The sequence below is a fragment of the Psychrobacter sp. Ps3 genome (genome assembly GCF_022129275.1).
Taxonomy (GTDB): domain Bacteria; phylum Pseudomonadota; class Gammaproteobacteria; order Pseudomonadales; family Moraxellaceae; genus Psychrobacter; species Psychrobacter submarinus.
The window spans coordinates 75,254-91,444 of the sequence record NZ_JADQAL010000004.1 but is presented as its reverse complement, the minus strand read 5'-3'; the positions used below and the strand labels follow the sequence as shown (position 1 = coordinate 91,444).

At 45.6% G+C, this 16,191-nt stretch carries 12 protein-coding genes; 6 read left to right on the top strand and 6 right to left on the bottom strand.

Annotated features, from left to right (window positions below; genetic code table 11):
* Positions 1–126: 126 nt before the first annotated feature.
* The 3 genes from I3248_RS02435 to I3248_RS02425 all read right to left on the bottom strand — a co-directional run bounded on the left by I3248_RS02435 (position 127) and on the right by I3248_RS02425 (position 5,430).
* Positions 127–3,102, bottom strand: coding sequence for a LysM peptidoglycan-binding domain-containing protein (locus I3248_RS02435; protein WP_238062405.1), 2,976 nt, complete (start codon positions 3,100–3,102; stop codon positions 127–129).
* A 447-nt stretch (positions 3,103–3,549) separates the two neighbouring features.
* The gene (locus I3248_RS02430) at positions 3,550–4,059 is read right to left on the bottom strand and encodes a hypothetical protein (RefSeq protein ID WP_238062404.1); all 510 of its coding nucleotides are present in this window, start codon (positions 4,057–4,059) and stop codon (positions 3,550–3,552) included.
* Positions 4,060–4,242: 183 nt separating this feature from the next.
* Positions 4,243–5,430 carry a hemolysin family protein gene (locus I3248_RS02425; protein WP_238062403.1) on the bottom strand — a complete coding sequence of 396 codons (1,188 nt, stop codon included), beginning with the start codon at positions 5,428–5,430 and terminating at the stop codon, positions 4,243–4,245.
* Between the two features lie 577 nt (positions 5,431–6,007).
* On the opposite strand from I3248_RS02425, the gene yajC reads away from it, so the two are divergent.
* The 6 genes from yajC to I3248_RS02395 all read left to right on the top strand — a co-directional run bounded on the left by yajC (position 6,008) and on the right by I3248_RS02395 (position 12,474).
* Entirely contained in the window at positions 6,008–6,346 is a 339-nt protein-coding gene (gene yajC, locus I3248_RS02420) for a preprotein translocase subunit YajC (protein ID WP_025644181.1), read from the top strand.
* Between the two features lie 201 nt (positions 6,347–6,547).
* Positions 6,548–8,425, top strand: coding sequence for a protein translocase subunit SecD (gene secD / locus I3248_RS02415; protein ID WP_025644179.1), 1,878 nt, complete (start codon positions 6,548–6,550; stop codon positions 8,423–8,425).
* A 9-nt stretch (positions 8,426–8,434) separates the two neighbouring features.
* Positions 8,435–9,706, top strand: coding sequence for a protein translocase subunit SecF (gene secF, locus I3248_RS02410; RefSeq protein WP_238062402.1), 1,272 nt, complete (start codon positions 8,435–8,437; stop codon positions 9,704–9,706).
* 159 nt (positions 9,707–9,865) lie between these two features.
* Entirely contained in the window at positions 9,866–11,296 is a 1,431-nt protein-coding gene (locus I3248_RS02405; RefSeq protein WP_238062401.1) for an MATE family efflux transporter, read from the top strand.
* 181 nt (positions 11,297–11,477) lie between these two features.
* The gene (locus I3248_RS02400; RefSeq protein ID WP_238062432.1) at positions 11,478–12,122 is read left to right on the top strand and encodes an AzlC family ABC transporter permease; all 645 of its coding nucleotides are present in this window, start codon (positions 11,478–11,480) and stop codon (positions 12,120–12,122) included.
* The gene (locus tag I3248_RS02395; RefSeq protein WP_201556675.1) at positions 12,115–12,474 is read left to right on the top strand and encodes an AzlD domain-containing protein; all 360 of its coding nucleotides are present in this window, start codon (positions 12,115–12,117) and stop codon (positions 12,472–12,474) included. The genes I3248_RS02400 and I3248_RS02395 overlap by 8 nt, the downstream gene beginning before the upstream one ends.
* A gap of 141 nt (positions 12,475–12,615) precedes the next feature.
* On the opposite strand, the gene purF is transcribed toward I3248_RS02395, so the two are convergent.
* The 3 genes from purF to I3248_RS02380 form a co-directional block, all read right to left on the bottom strand.
* Complete coding sequence (gene purF / locus I3248_RS02390; RefSeq protein ID WP_238062400.1) at positions 12,616–14,151, bottom strand: amidophosphoribosyltransferase; 1,536 nt, start codon at positions 14,149–14,151, stop codon at positions 12,616–12,618.
* A gap of 385 nt (positions 14,152–14,536) precedes the next feature.
* Positions 14,537–15,034 (bottom strand): CvpA family protein, encoded by a 498-nt coding sequence (locus I3248_RS02385; protein WP_025644170.1) that lies wholly within the window; start codon positions 15,032–15,034, stop codon positions 14,537–14,539.
* Positions 15,035–15,131: 97 nt separating this feature from the next.
* On the bottom strand, positions 15,132–16,190 hold the full coding sequence (locus tag I3248_RS02380) for a quinone-dependent dihydroorotate dehydrogenase (protein ID WP_025644168.1): 1,059 nt from the start codon (positions 16,188–16,190) through the stop codon (positions 15,132–15,134).
* Position 16,191: the final 1 nt, after the last annotated feature.

Here is a 16,191-nt window from a genome sequence, read left to right as displayed (position 1 = left end):
AGCATCTGATTTACAATGTATTTAGTAATAAAAAGCTGCTCTTAGTATTAAGAGCAGCTTTTTTTATTCTATGTGCATTAGCTCAGTGAGCCATCAATCCGCTTAACGGACTCACTGAAATTATGCTTAGCGATTAGGCACGGTTAAGCGCTGACCGCGTTGTAACATCGTATCAGGGGCGATATCATTCATATCAGCCAGCTCTTTTGTCGAGACGCCGTATTTGCGCGCTAAGCCAATCAAACTATCTCCAGAAGCCACTTGGTAGCTAACAGTCATTTTTGGCACTTTAAGCGTCTGACCGCGCTGTAGCTGCGCTTTAGTCGATAGATTGTTTGTGGCTGCTAGATCGGATACAGATACTCCGAAGCGGCGAGCTAACGCAATTAGGCCATCGCCTGACTGTACTTTATAATTCTCAGTGTTGTCTAGCTTTTTACCTGTACTAGTAGTACTCGTCGATGCAGCGCTGCTCGTGCTAGTTGCGCTCGTAGCAGTAGAGCGATTACCCGCAGCTGGAATCGTCAAACTGCGTCCTAAGATAAGGTTCGAGTTAGTGCTTAGATTATTGGCTGCGGCCAAGTCACTAACGCCGATTTTGTAGCGGTTGGCTACGCCAATTAACGTATCACCAGAGCGGATCTTATAGCTGATGGGTTTGTCATTGAGCTTATTGTCCACTTGTGAAGCTGAGACAGGTACCTTAATGGTTTGACCGCGTTGTAGGCGAGCTCTTTCATCAAAGCTACTGTTAACCGCTGCTACTTGCGCCGCGCTCACACCCAAACTATTGGCAATACCTATGAGCGTCTCCCCAGATTTTACTTTGTAATTACTGGTTACAGCCGAGCTACTAGAACGACTAGCTGAGCTATTTGATAAAGATGTCATATTGGCATCTGCTGGTATCTTTAACGTCTGACCGACGTACAGCGAATCTGCACTACCGATACCGTTGAGATCGGCTAAAGCTTGGGTTGAGATACCAAACTGTTTGGCAAGGGCGATGAGACCGTCACCTGATTGGACTTTGTAGCTCTTAGTAGCGGTAGTTGACTGTGCACGTTTACGCGAAGGAGCAGCAGGAGTCACCGCAGGCGCAGTAACCTTACCTGGCACTAACCACAGCTTTTGACCGCGCAGCAAATCAGCGCGGCTACTGAGATTATTATAAGTCGCTAGCTGAGTGACTGATAAGCCGAAACGATTTGCTGTACCTATCAATGTATCGCCGCTTTGTACCACATAGCTTTCGGGTTGAGCTGGCGTATTGCTACTCTTTAAAGGCTCGATAGGTTTAGCATTATACAAGTACAGAGTACTGCCAGAGAGTAAGTTAGCCTTAGGATCTATCTGGTTCCACTCGGCGATTTCACGCCAGCTCACCCCTGCTCGGCTAGCGATATTAGACAAAGTGTCGCCACGTTTTACGGTATAGGTGCTGCGTTTGCCTTGTGGTTTTGCCTTGCTATTAGCGCTGGTTGCAAAACTAAGCTTTTTCTCTCTACCGCTAGCCTCCAACACAGATTGCTGTGTCTGTACAGCGGACAGTTTAATATTACCATCGACCGCGCTGACCACCTCTCGCTGATCTGGAGTCTGTGATTGAATCTGTCTAGCAATAAAGTCGCGCTCTTCTTGGCTCAGTGGCGGCTCTTGTACGATAGTATTGTTACCTGTGATCTGCGCAGAAGTCGTCGGTAAGCTGTTGCTGCTTTTTAGCTCCGCATTGATTTTTTGCGTTTCACTACTAGTAATAGGCGGCTCAGTTCTGGCGTTGTTATTACTGCTATACACTGAGCTACTAGACGGCGTAGCAGCTGGAGAGATATAACTGGTCGTTTGCTGCGGCACACTAGCACTAGCCGCATATTCAGCTAGACCACTTCCCGTTGAAGGTAGGGAGCCGCTGCTATAGGGCTTGTTATTATAAGATGTTGATCCTGAGGTACTTGGCGTAGTAGGTATGCTAGAGGCGATGACATTACTACTGCCATTACCTCGCAGTGCACTTAGTTTGGCGTCGATGTTGACATCGACATCGTTCGGGATAATGACTCGCTGTGGGCCTGAGGCGTCAATACGGCCAGAAGTGAGAGCGGTGTTCAATCTTTCAAGCTCGTCGTAGCTGACGCCTGTAAGCTGTGAGACTTCAGCCAGACTGACGCCGTAGTTGGCAGGAACACTACGAAAATGCTGACGGTTGGCGATAGCTGGTAGATAAACCCCAAACTGTGAGGGGTTAGCGACGATCTCAGCAACTGCCAAAAAGCGCGGCACGTAGTTCATCGTCTCAGTAGGTAGTCTTAGCGACCAATAGTCTGTTGGTAATCCTCGCGCCGCATTCGCGTCAATGGCTTTTTGTACCCGTCCAGGACCGGCGTTATAAGCTGCCAAAGCCAGCTCCCAACTGCCAAATTGGTTATGCAGCGCCGTCAAGAAGTCATAAGCGGCGCGCGTCGACTCGATAACATCGCGGCGACCGTCATAAGTACTGCTTTGATTGAGACCGTAGATGCGTCCCGTGCTTGGGATAAACTGCCACAAGCCTGCAGCCGCCGCACTACTCGTACCACTAGGATCATACGAGCTTTCGATAACGGGCAATAATGCCAACTCGGTCGGAATATTGCGGCGCTCCGCTTCGCGCACAGTATGATATAAATAGCGACTGGCTCGCGCGGTCAAACGGTTTAAGTAATCTTGTCTACTCGTAAACCAACCTTTTTGCCCCTCGATACGTTGATTGTAGATAGGGCGACCAGCGTTCATCCGATAACCTGCACGCAGGCGGTTCCATAAATCACCGTACTGCTGAATGGCAAGTTTATTACCCTCAACCATAGCCATGTCACTGGCTTCTAATAAATCCGCGAGCTCATCTAAGCTCTCTTCATCTAAATAAGCCGTTGAATAGTCATCGCTAGCAGGAGTTTGCGGGGTCGCAGCTGGGCGCTTAGTGACCACAGGCGTACGAGTATTTTTAACCCCAGTGTTTTTTACCGCTGACGTATTACTACAAGCACTGACAAGTAGAGCGGATACGGCAAGGGTCAAAGGCAAAGCGATAGGTAAACGAGAGTTTGACGGCACGATAGACATGATAATGGCGGCTTCCTAGCAACAAAAATAGATAAAAATAACAATGGATAAAAATAGTTGACTGAAAATAAATTCTCAAGGCTTATATTTTACATAACAGTAAGCGTTTATTAGAGCATAGCATTACCCTCTTGATTCAGCATAGCTTAGATAGCTTTTGGTAAAGATAACTTGTCGCTATTACAGTGTAAGACGCAGCATAAGATAAACATTATAACTATCGCAAGCTTGAACGAATAACTCAATCAATCATATTAACTCATTGATTATTATTCATGGCTTATCATACAACGATAATGATTTGTGACTTATAATTTATGATCTTTGACCTATAAGTTACGGCGCATAAGTTACTAGTCAAACCATAGCCTATCAATATAATTTATTAATGAGCGCTTACTAATTATTTACTTAATGACTACTTATTAATTAGCTATTAATTACCTACTAATTAATAGTCACTTGTGATACCGCTCTTAATAGTATGGCGTTACCCGTTGATAAGGTTAAGGTTACTCTTGAATTAGTCACGAATGAGACATTATTGCCATCTTTAACCCAGCTCTCTGTGGTGCTAACATTAGCTTTAGCTTGGTTTCCAGTAATGACGATATTATCGATATTAATGTCGTAGCGGTAGTTTGAGGTCTGATTCCAACTGTTTTGTAACAGTCTTAGATACGCATCTTTATCTAGGCTGGTCGTTTTACCTTTTCTGGATAAAGAGATAAGCGCATCGTCAGACACCAAACGCGAGACTTGGCTAATGTTTTTATTATTCGCCGCCGTCTTCATGGAGCTGGCATAGTTTTGTACTAAGCCCTCGCTCATCGTCGCGGCCTGTGCGTTAACAGCGACTACACTTACGCCGGTAGCTAATGCTGTGAGACTAGCGCCTCTGATTATCAACGCTAGTAACCTTGTACTCCCCAAACGTGTATTCCCCAAACGTTTCATCTTCTTCCTTAGCGGTTATCTTGAAAGTTTTAGCCTATCAGTAATTTCTCACAGTCATGTAACTCCCTGTGTGATAATTGCATATCTAATCGGCTAGGCTTATCTTATTGATTGATCTAAAAAAAGTCCTTGTTAGTGCTAGAGTCGAACTCCTAATATCATTAACACAGTATCGATAACATACTAAGACTTAGATTTGTCAGTATTATGACTCTCATCTACTCTGACGTCATTGTCATGCTCATCGTCACTAAGTTTCATCCCCAAGCGCTCAACACGGCGATCCATCATCTGCCTAGCCAGTGCTTGCATATCTTCAACTCGGTCAATCTCATCGACAATCTCAAGGCCTAATAAGGTCTCAAACACATCTTCTAAGGTCACAAGTCCTTTGACTTCGCCATACTCGCCAACAGTAATGGCAATGTGAATACGATTTTTTAGCATCAGCTCTAACAAGTCAAACAATTTCATCTTGGAGAAAACAAAAGTGATCTCTCGCTGAAACTGCGTCAAAGGCTTATGGGTCGCGTGATTTACTTTTGCTAATAAGATATCTGTTTTTAGCACAAACCCAGTAATATTATCCAAATCACCATCATAGATAGGTAGGCGTGAAAAAGTCAGCTTAGGGCGATCCGCTAATAGCTCAGTGACGGTTTTGTTTTGTTCAAAAGCGAGCATTACTGAGCGCGGCGTCATGATGTCTTCGACTTTTATCGCCCCAAAGGCTAACAAATTACGAATAATACGCGACTCTAGCGGGTCAATTTGACCAGCCTCCTCACCTATACTAGCAAGAGCGGCAAACTCGCGGCGACTAAAGACATCGGTCTCTTTGCTTCTGACCAGCAGCTTAGTGATACGCTCAGATATCCATATCAGCGGATATAAAAGCATAATAATACCGCGAACGAAGTACGCTACTACACCGCTAAGCTGACGCCAATAAACGGTCCCTAAGGTTTTGGGGATAATCTCAGATATAAACAAAATAGCCAATGTCATAAACGCTGAGAACACACCAAACCAAGCACTACCAAAGACAATCGTGGCTTGCGCACCGGCGCCAATAGAACCGACGGTATGCGCTACGGTATTTAAAGTCAAAATAGCCGCCAGCGACTGATCGATGTTATCGACCTTAAGACGTTTGAGCATGGCCGCTTTGTTGGGGTTTCTCTCTTGTACATCAGCGATGTAAGAGGGTGTCATAGTCAGTAGCGCTGACTCTGCAAGCGAGCAGACAAACGAGACACCAATTGCTAAGAGTACAAACAGCACTAGTAGTAGTACACTACTTGCTGTAGCTTGTGCTGCGACCTCTGTCGCTGCAGCTGAGCTCGCTGCTAGTACAGATGTCGGCAACAAAAGCAATGTTACACTAAATAAGGCAGTGCAAACCGATAAAATCCAGTGATAAGAGCTAGAGTTTTTTATAGGGGGAGGCTCCGCTGAAGCTTGTTTACGACAAGCGCGTAAGCGATATAAACGAGAAGTAACCAAAGAGGTAAGCAGCAAGTCGGGTAACCTAAATAATGATTTAATAAAAGGTGGAGCGAAAAATAAAGCGCTGCTATAAAGCCAACACTTTTATAAGCATTCGATATTATCATTGATACTCAGGTTACACAATATTTTGTCTTCATACGATGAAACCACGGGCCATTTAGCCTTAAATTTTGCAGTCCTATGAGCCGTTTTATCGGTATACTAACGCTTATCTATTTTGAGCCATTGATAGTTAGTCTCAATCTAGGACTAAAACCAGTATTTAGAAGCACTTATCTGCCCTAATGCGTACCGTCATAGCTGCTACCATTAGCGCTCCGCTTATTGTCAGGCTAAGAAAAATGCGCTTGTGCTATGATTAACAGTTACTAAGTGTTAGATTTTTTGTTACTATGCGTCTAATTTTATTTTTGTACCTCACTTATCGAGAGAAATTATGAGCTTATTTATCCAGTCAGCCCATGCTGCTGAAGCAGCAGGCGATGCCGCCGGTGGCGCGTCACTATTTGGTCAGCTACTACTGCCAGTCGCTTTTTTTGCTATCTTTTACTTTTTGGTTATTCGTCCGCAGTCTAAGCGTACTAAAGAGCACCGCGCGATGGTAAGCTCGCTTACCGTTGGCAGCGAAGTTATCTTCGCCGGTGGCCTCATGGGCCGCATCAAGCAAATCGAAGGCGATTATGCTGTTGTGAGCTTAAACAACAATACAGATGTCAAAGTGCAACGCGCATCGGTAATCTCAGTACTCCCTGCAGGCACTATTGAGAGCGTTTAAGTCTTACCTTAGTGCTGCTTGACGATGAGTTAGATTGTAATCAGCTATAGGTTATAGTACTTATTTATAGTCACACATTTATAGTCACATATATTGTAATGACCGTTCACTAATTGCGGTCATTTTTGGCTATTAGCTACCCTATTATCTATTCACTCATGGTCTGCATCACCAGTCTTTTATCAATACAAAGAAGTCATTATGCAATATCCCGCATGGAAATACCTAGTTATCATTGTCGTGCTTATCGTGGCAGGTCTTTACGCGGCTCCAAACCTTTATCCTGATGAGCCTGCGGTGCAGATTACGAGTGCTGCAGCAGGTACTCAGCTGTCTGAGAGCGTATTAACGGAGTCTGAGCGTCTGCTTAGTGAAGCCAATATCGACTTTCACGATGGTAGCTTTGAGGACAACAGTGCCTTGGTACGCTTAGATACTCCAGATGAGCAGCTAAAAGCTCAGGAAGTCTTGCGCCAAAACTTAGGCGATGATTATGTCGTCGCGCTCAACTTAGCGCAAACCACGCCGCAGTGGTTACGCGATATCGGCGCTAAGCCTATGAAGCTCGGTTTGGATCTTCGCGGCGGGGTGCGTTTTGTACTAGAAGTGGATATGGATAAGGCGCTAGAGCAGCGTCTTAGCAGCGCTAGCCGTGACGTGCGCCGAGAGCTGCGCGCTGAACGCGTAGCGGTGACCGGTACTAAAACTGAAGGTCAAAGCATCATTCTGCACTTCTCTGACACTGACGCCCGCGGACGCGCACAAAACATCCTACAAGCGTCAATGGGTAATGACTTTACGGTGCAATCAACCATTGATGACCAAGGCCCTGCGCTAGTCATGTCCTATAACGATGCCATGGTCGATGAGATTAACAGTTACGCCGTTAATCAAAACTTGACGACTTTGCGTAACCGGATTGCTGAGCTTGGGGTCGCAGAAGCATTAGTACAGTCGCAAGGCGCTAGCCGTATCGTGGTGGAGCTACCGGGCGTACAAGATACTGCCGAGGCCAAACGAGTACTTGGCCGTACTGCCAACCTTGAGTTTCGCATGGTAGCAAAAGATGCCGAAAACTACACCGGCGGTATTCCTCCTGCTGGCACTGAGGCCTTCCCTTTTCAATCACTAGATGGCCCGCCGGTTCTGTTAGAGCGTCAAGCTATCGTTACCGGTGACAAAGTCACTAACGCGCAGACAGGCGTTGATGAGAGCGGTACACCTGAGGTGAATATTACCTTAGATAGCGCTGGCGGTAGACTCATGCAAAACGCCACGCGCACCTCAGTTGGTGAGCAAATGGCGGTGCTGTTTATCGAAAACAAACAACGCATCACTTATGAAGAAGATCCTGTGACGGGTGAGACGACTGAAGTTCGGACGCCTTACGCGGAGACTAAAGTCATCAACCGTGCCAATATCCAAGCGGTACTTGGCTCCTCGTTCCGTATCACGGGCTTAGATAGTAGCGCTGAGGCGGCCGAGCTTGCTTTGCTACTACGCTCAGGGGCGCTAGCGGCGCCGATGTACTTTGTCGAAGAGCGCACTATTGGCCCTTCACTTGGTCAAGAAAATATCGATAAAGGTTTATTTTCGACCCAAGTCGGTTACTTACTCGTGTTCATCTTTATGATAATTTTCTATCGCTTGTTTGGCGTCATTGCTAACGTTGCGTTAGCTGTCAACGTCATCATTATCATCTCAATCATGTCGATATTAGGCTCATCTCTTACCTTGCCTGGTATCGCTGGTATCGTCTTGACCATCGGTATGGCGGTCGATGCTAACGTGCTGATATTTGAGCGCATACGTGAAGAGATAGCCAACGGTGTGCGGCCAAAAACCGCCATTGTGGCCGGCTTCGATCGTGCGTTTAGTAGTATCTTCGATGCTAACATTACCACACTGCTGGTGGCTTTTATCTTATTCGCTATCGGTACCGGTCCGATCAAAGGCTTTGCTATTACTTTAGCGATTGGTATTGTCAGCTCACTGTTCACCGCTATTTTGGTGACGCGAGCGCTAGTACAAATCGCTTATGGTAAGCGCAAATCTATCAAACGTTTGAGCATCGGTTAGGAGACTACTATGGCGATCGATCAGAATAACCCGAACAATAAAGACAACCTGCCGACCTCGAACAGCTCAGGCAATCAGTCAGGTAACGGTGGCTCGAATACTAACCCGCAAGGCAATAAGCGTCGCCGCCGCAATAAGCCGCGCCGTGATGGTAAAGGTAGCAATACTCAAACCAATAACTTAAATAAAACGACTAAAGGGCCTAAAGGAGCTCAGCGTGACAATGCTAAAGGCTCACAAGCCCTAGCAACCGCTAATGCTGTAGATCCTAGTCACTTCGAGGGCGACGCCGCTGATGACGCAGCAGCAGCAGCTGAAGGCGGTATAAAAGCCATTGGCGATCAGCGTATTATCCCCTTTATGAAATTAGAGAAGCCTATGGGCCTACTCTCTATCTTTATGGTTATCGCAAGTATCATTGCTATCGCCGTTAATGGTTTAAACCTAGGTCTTGATTTCACCGGCGGCGTCTCAGCGGATGTCAGCTATGAGCAATCGGTTGAGCAAGTGGCTGTGGTTGAGGCCTTAGCTGATAACGGTTTTGATGACGCTGTCGTGCAGTACTTAGGCACTAATAAAGAGCTGCTAGTACGCCTACCGCCGCAATCTGACAATATCGATGGGCTCAATACTAGCTTGGATATCGCATTAGACTTGCCTAATAATCCAGCTAGTATTAGCAACGTCAATATTATAGGTAGCCAAGTGGGTAACGAGGTCTATCTGAACTCAGTGATGGCCTTAGCTCTTGCCTTAGTCTGTATGCTAGGTTACGTCGCGCTACGCTTCCAGTTTAAGCTCTCATTAGGGGCGGTATTATCATTATTTCATGATGCGATTGTGACAATTGGGGTATTTGCACTCTTTGGCTTCCCATTTGATTTGACGGTTTTGGCGGCGGTACTGGCGCTGATTGGTTACTCGCTGAATGATACTATCGTTGTCTATGACCGTATCCGTGAGAATTTCCGCCGGGTTCGCGGTATCACGCCGCGCCAAACGATTGACTTGTCATTGACTGAAACCTTACGCCGTACGATCATGACTATCTCAACGGTGCTCTTAGTCGTGCTGGCTATGATGTTCTTAGGCGGTGATGGCTTATACTGGTTCTCAGTGGCGTTATTTATCGGTTTGCTTGCTGGTACTTATTCTTCTACTTATATTGCAAGCTCTATTCCGCTAGCGATGGGTCTATCACGCGATGACTTTGTGGTAAAAGTAAAACCTGAGTTTGAAGAAGAGATCGTTAGCTTTAATGACCCAAAAATGTTTGAATAGTTTATTGTAAATAAGTGAATTGGCGAATAGTTATTCATAGCTATTCGCTAAAAAGTTATTATAAAAGCACCTGACTCATTATCGATGAGTGTTGGGTGCTTTTATTTTTGTATTATGTATTACAGCGTTTAGCCTTCATCTCAGTAACAGCGATATTTTATGGCCACAACCTCAACAGCAGCGCCCCAACCTATCGATACCCGCTATCGGCGTATCATCTCTATCGCCGTGCCTGTTATGTTGGCAAACCTAGCCATGCCGCTACAAAGCCTGATTGATACTGCTGTCGTTGGTAATATGAATGCGGCGGCCAATCTTGCGGGCATGGGACTTGCAATCCAGCTTTTATCGCTATTATTAGTCAGTTTTAACTTTTTGCAGTACGCCTCCTCTGGGCTATCGGCTCAGGCTTTGGGTCAGCTCAGTGCCAGTACGGCAGATGAGGATACAACTGATAATGGCTCAAGTAACCGCTCAGGCTCAGAGCAAATGGCCTCGGCCCTACTCTCTATTTTGCAGCGCGCTTTAGTACTCGCCTTTATCATCGGGGCGCTATTACTCTTAGCAAAACCTTGGCTGATCGAATACGGTTTGCAAGCATTGTCGGCGAATCCTGCTAGTGGCGTCGCTGCCCAAACTTACTTAGACGTGCGCTTCTGGGGCGTCATCGCTGAGCTGATGAATTTTGCTTTTATTGGCTGGTTCGCAGGGCAAGGTAAGACGCGTTATATGCTCTATCAGCAAGGTTTTATTGCGCTATTAAACATTATACTGACGTTGTTTTTTGTGTATGGTATGGGGCTGGGATTAGTCGGTGTTGCTTTAGGGACTACTATCGCCTTTTGGTCAGGAGTGGGGCTAGCACTTTGGCTAAGTCGCCAGCATTTACAACTGTCGTGGTCAGCTCTATTTAGTACTGACGCTGAGTATTTTACGCGCTCAAAGATGCTTAGGCTATTTTCTTTAAATAAAGATATTTTTATTCGCACCCTTATTTTGACTTTGAGCTTTGCTTGGGTCACAAGACTGTCAGCACAAAGTGGCGACTTAGTTTTGGCCGCTAACGCTATTCTTCTGCAAGTTCTCAGTATTTCAGCCTTTGCTTTAGATGGCGTAGCGGTGTCAGCAGAGACACTTGCAGGACAGGCCGCAGGGCGACGAGACTGGCGACGCTTTGCTATTATTGTCAAGCGGACAGGTATCGTCAGCTACGCTTTGGCACTGCTCTTAAGCCTGCTTTGGTTCCTAGCAATGCCGACATACTTGCAGACAATGACCAATATCGAACCGGTGCTCACCCTTACCCGCCAATATCAGAATTATGCGATACTATTGCCGCTGATAGGCGTAGGCGCGTACTGGCTCGATGGTATATTTTTCGGTCTCACAGCTGGTAGTGTCATTCGAAATGCGGCCCTGCTATTAGCCGTGGTCTTCTTCCCTATCAGCTGGCTACTTTATGAGCGCTACGATATGACAGGGATTTGGCTCAGCGTTTGGTGCCTATTAGCACTAAGACTAGTGATTCTTGGCGCGTTTTTATATCGTGCTTACCTGACAGGCAATTACGACAAGCTACAACCTCAATAAAACTAGAATAAATTTAAATAAAACGTGACTATAAGCGCTAAATCTTAAAAATAAAAGCTGGATGTCACATATAACAACATCGAAAATCTCAGGATCTAACGTGACCATTTCTTATTCCAAACAACAAACCCAAGCCTCCTATCGGTGGGCTGATGGCTTCAAAAAAAGCTTAGCTGTGGCAATGGGCTATTTGCCCGCTGGTATTGCCTTTGGCGTTCTTGCTCAAGTCGCTGGCATTCCTATTTGGGCAACTTTAATGCTGAGTTTATTTCTCTATGCAGGCGCAGCGCAGTATGCGTGCTTGCCCATGCTAAGCGCCGGTCTGCCTGTGGGTAGTATCGCAACCAATATTGCCGCGATTAACTTGCGTCATGTCTTTTATGCTATGCCGTTATTGCAATCTATGCCTACCCAAAAGCTGGCTAAGACCTATTGCTTATTTGCGCTAACCGATGAGACCTTTTCGGTAATGACTAGCCTGCCTGCTGAGGAGCGACAAGCGTTAATACTGCCTATCAGTCTATTTAATCAAAGCTGGTGGGTGGTGGCGTCTCTGATTGGGGTGATGATAGGTAGCGCTCTCAACGACTTAGTGCCGCATTTAGATTTCGCCTTAGTCTGTTTGTTTGCCATATTAGCTTATGAGCAGTTTCAAAATGTGAAGCGGCTATTTCCTATCGCTATCGCTGTCATTGGTCTGATACTGGCTTCCTTGTTCACTAGTGACTGGCTATTATTAGTCGCTATTAGCTTTTGTATGCTGCTGATTTTAGCGCGCGGGTTTTGGCTGCAGTACTCTGTTACAGGAGACCGCTCCGATGACTAGTCAATATCTAATTATAGCTACTCTCGCTATGGCAGCGGTGACTTTTATCACTAGAGCTATCCCTGCCTTAATTCCCAAAAAAATACTAGACACGCCTTGGCTCCACAGGCTTAATGAAAGCTTACCTTTATCGGTCATGGTGCTGCTTATTTTGACTAGCTTGGCTTATCAAGACTTATCGCTGAGCCATAGTTTAGCCAGTCCTGAGGTGCATCTATTGTTAGCTCAGATTGGCGCATTAGCACTGGTATTTTTAGTTTATCATTTTAGCAAGCAGCTGCTAGTGAGTATGATCGTCGGTATAGCGACTTTAAATGGTCTGCTTTGGGTATTTGCTCAGCTCTTAAGTTAAAATCTACTGAAAGCGCACAATCAAACACCGAACACCGAACACCGAACAATTAAATATCGGCATAAAAAACGAGCTTCTCTACTTAACATAGAGAAGCTCTTTTTAATTCGATAACTAACGATGATGATATCAATATAAGAATTATATCTCTTCAATACCCATCATATCGACTGGCGTATCAGCGACAATTTGTACGCCTTTCTTGCCAGTCTTAGCCGTATCATTACGCTGAGCCTGCAGATGATCAAGATAAGCTTCATTGATTTGTCCAGTGATATAGCAGCCATTAAATACGGCACAATCAAAGCCTTCCACTTTACTATGCTTAGTGTCTTTTACCGCATCAATCAAGTCATCTAAATCTTGGAATATCAGACGATCCGCGCCGATAATCTTACGCACTTCTTCAACACTGTGTCCCGAAGCGATAAGCTCACTACGTACTGGCATATCGATACCATAGACATTAGGGTACTTGACCGGCGGCGCTGCACTAGCAAAGAAGACTTTACGCGCGCCCGCATCACGCGCCATTTGGATAATCTCATGACAAGTAGTGCCGCGTACAATAGAGTCATCCACTAGCAAGACGTTTTTGCCTTTAAACTCTAGCGGCACGGCACTGAGCTTTTGCCGTACTGATTTTTTGCGTTGCTGCTGGCCTGGCATAATAAAGGTGCGTCCGATATAACGGTTCTTCATAAAGCCTTCGCGATATTTGATATTCATCTTCAGCGCCAGCTCCATCGCTGAGGTCCGCGACGTATCGGGAATAGGAATGACCACATCGATATCATGATCATCGCCCCACTCGGCCAAGATTTTATCGCCTAGTTTTTCGCCCATACGCAGACGCGACTTATAGACTGAGATATTATCCATAATCGAATCTGGACGCGCAAAATAGACGTATTCAAAGATACAAGGCGTATACTCTTGCTGCTCAACGCACTGATGAGTGTGCAAGTTATGGTCTAAATCGATAAATATCGCCTCGCCGGGTTTGACATCACGAATAATCGTAAACCCTGAGCCTGTTAGCGCCACTGATTCTGAGGCCACCATATATTCTGTACCGCCATTAGCCGCCAAGCGCTCACCGAAGACCAGTGGACGGATGCCATTAGGATCACGAAAAGCTAATAAACCGTGACCGGTAATCAAAGCCACTACGCCATACGCGCCTTCACAGCGATGATAGACCGCTTTTACCGCTTCAAAAATATCATCAGCGTTAGGATTCGTCTTGCCTAAGTCCTGCATCTCATGGGCGAGCACGTTAAGTAAAACCTCAGAGTCTGAATCGGTATTGAGATGACGACGATCCTCGATATATAGCTCTTTGGCTAAGGTTTCCGCATTGGTCAAGTTACCGTTATGCGCCAAGGTAATACCATAAGGCGAGTTGACATAGAACGGCTGCGCCTCAGCACTGCTAGAGGTGCCAGCAGTCGGATAGCGCACATGACCGATACCAAACTTACCGACTAGCTTGATCATATGGCGGTTCATAAACACATCGCGCACCATACCGTTTTCTTTTCGCAGGTACAGACGCCCATCTTGCAAGGTAACAATACCGGCTGCATCCTGACCGCGATGCTGAAGCATAGTTAAGCCATCATAAAGAATTTGGTTAACGGGCTCATGAGCTGCAACCCCAACGACTCCACACATAGTTATGTCCTATTTTAGAGCAAAGATTAGTAACGAGAAGGTATAGCGTTTATTCATACTAGTGGTTTGGCACTAATGAATCCTGCACTAATGAATTCTGATAGCAATGAATTCGTATTAGCTAGAAATTTAGAAACTTGAAAAGTCAGAAACTTGAAAATTTAGAAACAATGCAACTGATATACAATATCGATGCGTCTATATTTAAAGAGCGAATACTACGGTAATAACATCACTCTGATAGCATAATCCTGATGACGCAGTTCTATAAGAAAACTTTTTTTATTTTATAACACTACTATGCCAAAGCCTAGATAGCTTACATGCTCTAACCTTATAGAAAAATCAATAAGACTAAATAAATATCATCGTCGGCTCAGAGCTATTATGATTGGTTAATCTGTCCCCAAGCCATGCCTAGCATATCAGTAGCTAGCTCTTTACCCATTGGTGCATAAGGCATCAGCTCAGGGGCAAGCACTGAGGTCTGCCACTGCGGCAGCTGTACCAATAAAGGCGCGCTGATACTAAGTACTACCAACACCATTAAGGTGTTTTTGGCTGCTCCCAATACACCGCCTGCCATCTTATCGAGTACGCTAAGATTTAGCGTTTTGAGTGCGCTTGAGAAAATAAACGCCAACAAATGCATGATGGCTAAAATAACAATCACGACTATCAAAAAAGCTAATGCCGTCTGCAGTACCGGATTGGCAACTAAGCTTGATAACTGCGGGGCAATCGACGTAGCTAAACGAGTGGCGACAATTAGAGCGACAAACCAGCCCATAAGTCCTACCGCCGTTTTTATCAACCCTGCCTGAAAGCCGCGCCATAAACCAATGAGCACCACGATAGCAATGATAATATCTAAACCACTCATTTTTACTGCCTCATTCGTTTAAGGAAAGGGTCAAAAGTATTATCATACTCAGCTATCATTGGTCTATCAGTCAAATAGGCAAATAAACGGTTATACATCACTCTTTCGTAGTATTGTCACTGGTATCGTAAATGGCATCGTAATAACCGCCGATAGCTTGAATACAAGACTGTACTAGCCCAGGCCCGCGATAGATAAGGCCAGTATAAAGCTGCACTAAATCCGCGCCAGCTTTGATCTTCTTGACGGCTTTATCGCCGCTATCGATACCACCCACGCCAATCAGTGCTACTTTGCCTTCTAACTGATCTGAGAATTGCTGTAAGATTTGGGTACTCGTATGGCTCACCGGACGACCGGATAAACCGCCCGCTTGGTCCCCGTCGCGTAAGTCCTCTACCCCGACTCGGCTCAAAGTGGTATTAGTGGCAATCAAACCATCAATGTCGAAATCTATCAGCTGCTGCGAGATATAATCGACCTGCAGCGGCTCTAAGTCAGGAGCGACTTTTAATACTAAAGGCACGTAAAAACCATATTCAGTGGCCAGCTGACTGTGACGGTTTTTGATCGTATCTAGTAGCTGAGTCAAGGCTTCACCGCTTTGCAAATCGCGTAGATTAGCAGTATTCGGAGAGGAGATATTGACCGTAATATAAGAAGCGTGGGGATAAACGCGCTCTAAGCAATACACATAATCGTCAGCGGCTTGCTCAACAGGCGTGCTCGCATTCTTACCGATATTGATACCGATATTACCCTTATACTTGCAGCGTTTGACATTATCTATAAGATAATCAACCCCTTGGTTATTAAACCCCATACGGTTAATAATAGCATCGGCCTGTCTGAGTCGAAATAAACGCGGTTTGTCATTACCGACTTGTGGCCGCGGCGTCACCGTGCCAACTTCAATAAAACCAAAACCTAATTCGGCTAGCGCGTCGATATAATCTGCGTTTTTATCGAGGCCGGCCGCTAGTCCTACCGGATTGGCAAATTGCAGACCCATGCAAGTGGTGGGCTGCATCGGCTGACCATACACCAACCCTAAAGTGCGGGCTTTGTGTGCTTTGTCCAATAAAGACAGCGTCATATCATGAGCGCGCTCAGGATCCATCTTAAATAAAAACGGACGAAGTAAGGCGTAGGACATA

Coding starts and splice junctions, on each gene's coding strand:
- I3248_RS02400 (WP_238062432.1), top strand. CDS start 11,478: ATGGGCTATTTGCCCGCTGGTATTGCCTTTGGCGTTCTTGCTCAAGTC.
- I3248_RS02380 (WP_025644168.1), bottom strand. CDS start 16,190: ATGTCCTACGCCTTACTTCGTCCGTTTTTATTTAAGATGGATCCTGAG.
- purF (WP_238062400.1), bottom strand. CDS start 14,151: ATGTGTGGAGTCGTTGGGGTTGCAGCTCATGAGCCCGTTAACCAAATT.
- secD (WP_025644179.1), top strand. CDS start 6,548: ATGCAATATCCCGCATGGAAATACCTAGTTATCATTGTCGTGCTTATC.
- secF (WP_238062402.1), top strand. CDS start 8,435: ATGGCGATCGATCAGAATAACCCGAACAATAAAGACAACCTGCCGACC.
- yajC (WP_025644181.1), top strand. CDS start 6,008: ATGAGCTTATTTATCCAGTCAGCCCATGCTGCTGAAGCAGCAGGCGAT.
- I3248_RS02385 (WP_025644170.1), bottom strand. CDS start 15,034: ATGAGTGGTTTAGATATTATCATTGCTATCGTGGTGCTCATTGGTTTA.
- I3248_RS02405 (WP_238062401.1), top strand. CDS start 9,866: ATGGCCACAACCTCAACAGCAGCGCCCCAACCTATCGATACCCGCTAT.
- I3248_RS02430 (WP_238062404.1), bottom strand. CDS start 4,059: ATGAAACGTTTGGGGAATACACGTTTGGGGAGTACAAGGTTACTAGCG.
- I3248_RS02435 (WP_238062405.1), bottom strand. CDS start 3,102: ATGTCTATCGTGCCGTCAAACTCTCGTTTACCTATCGCTTTGCCTTTG.
- I3248_RS02395 (WP_201556675.1), top strand. CDS start 12,115: ATGACTAGTCAATATCTAATTATAGCTACTCTCGCTATGGCAGCGGTG.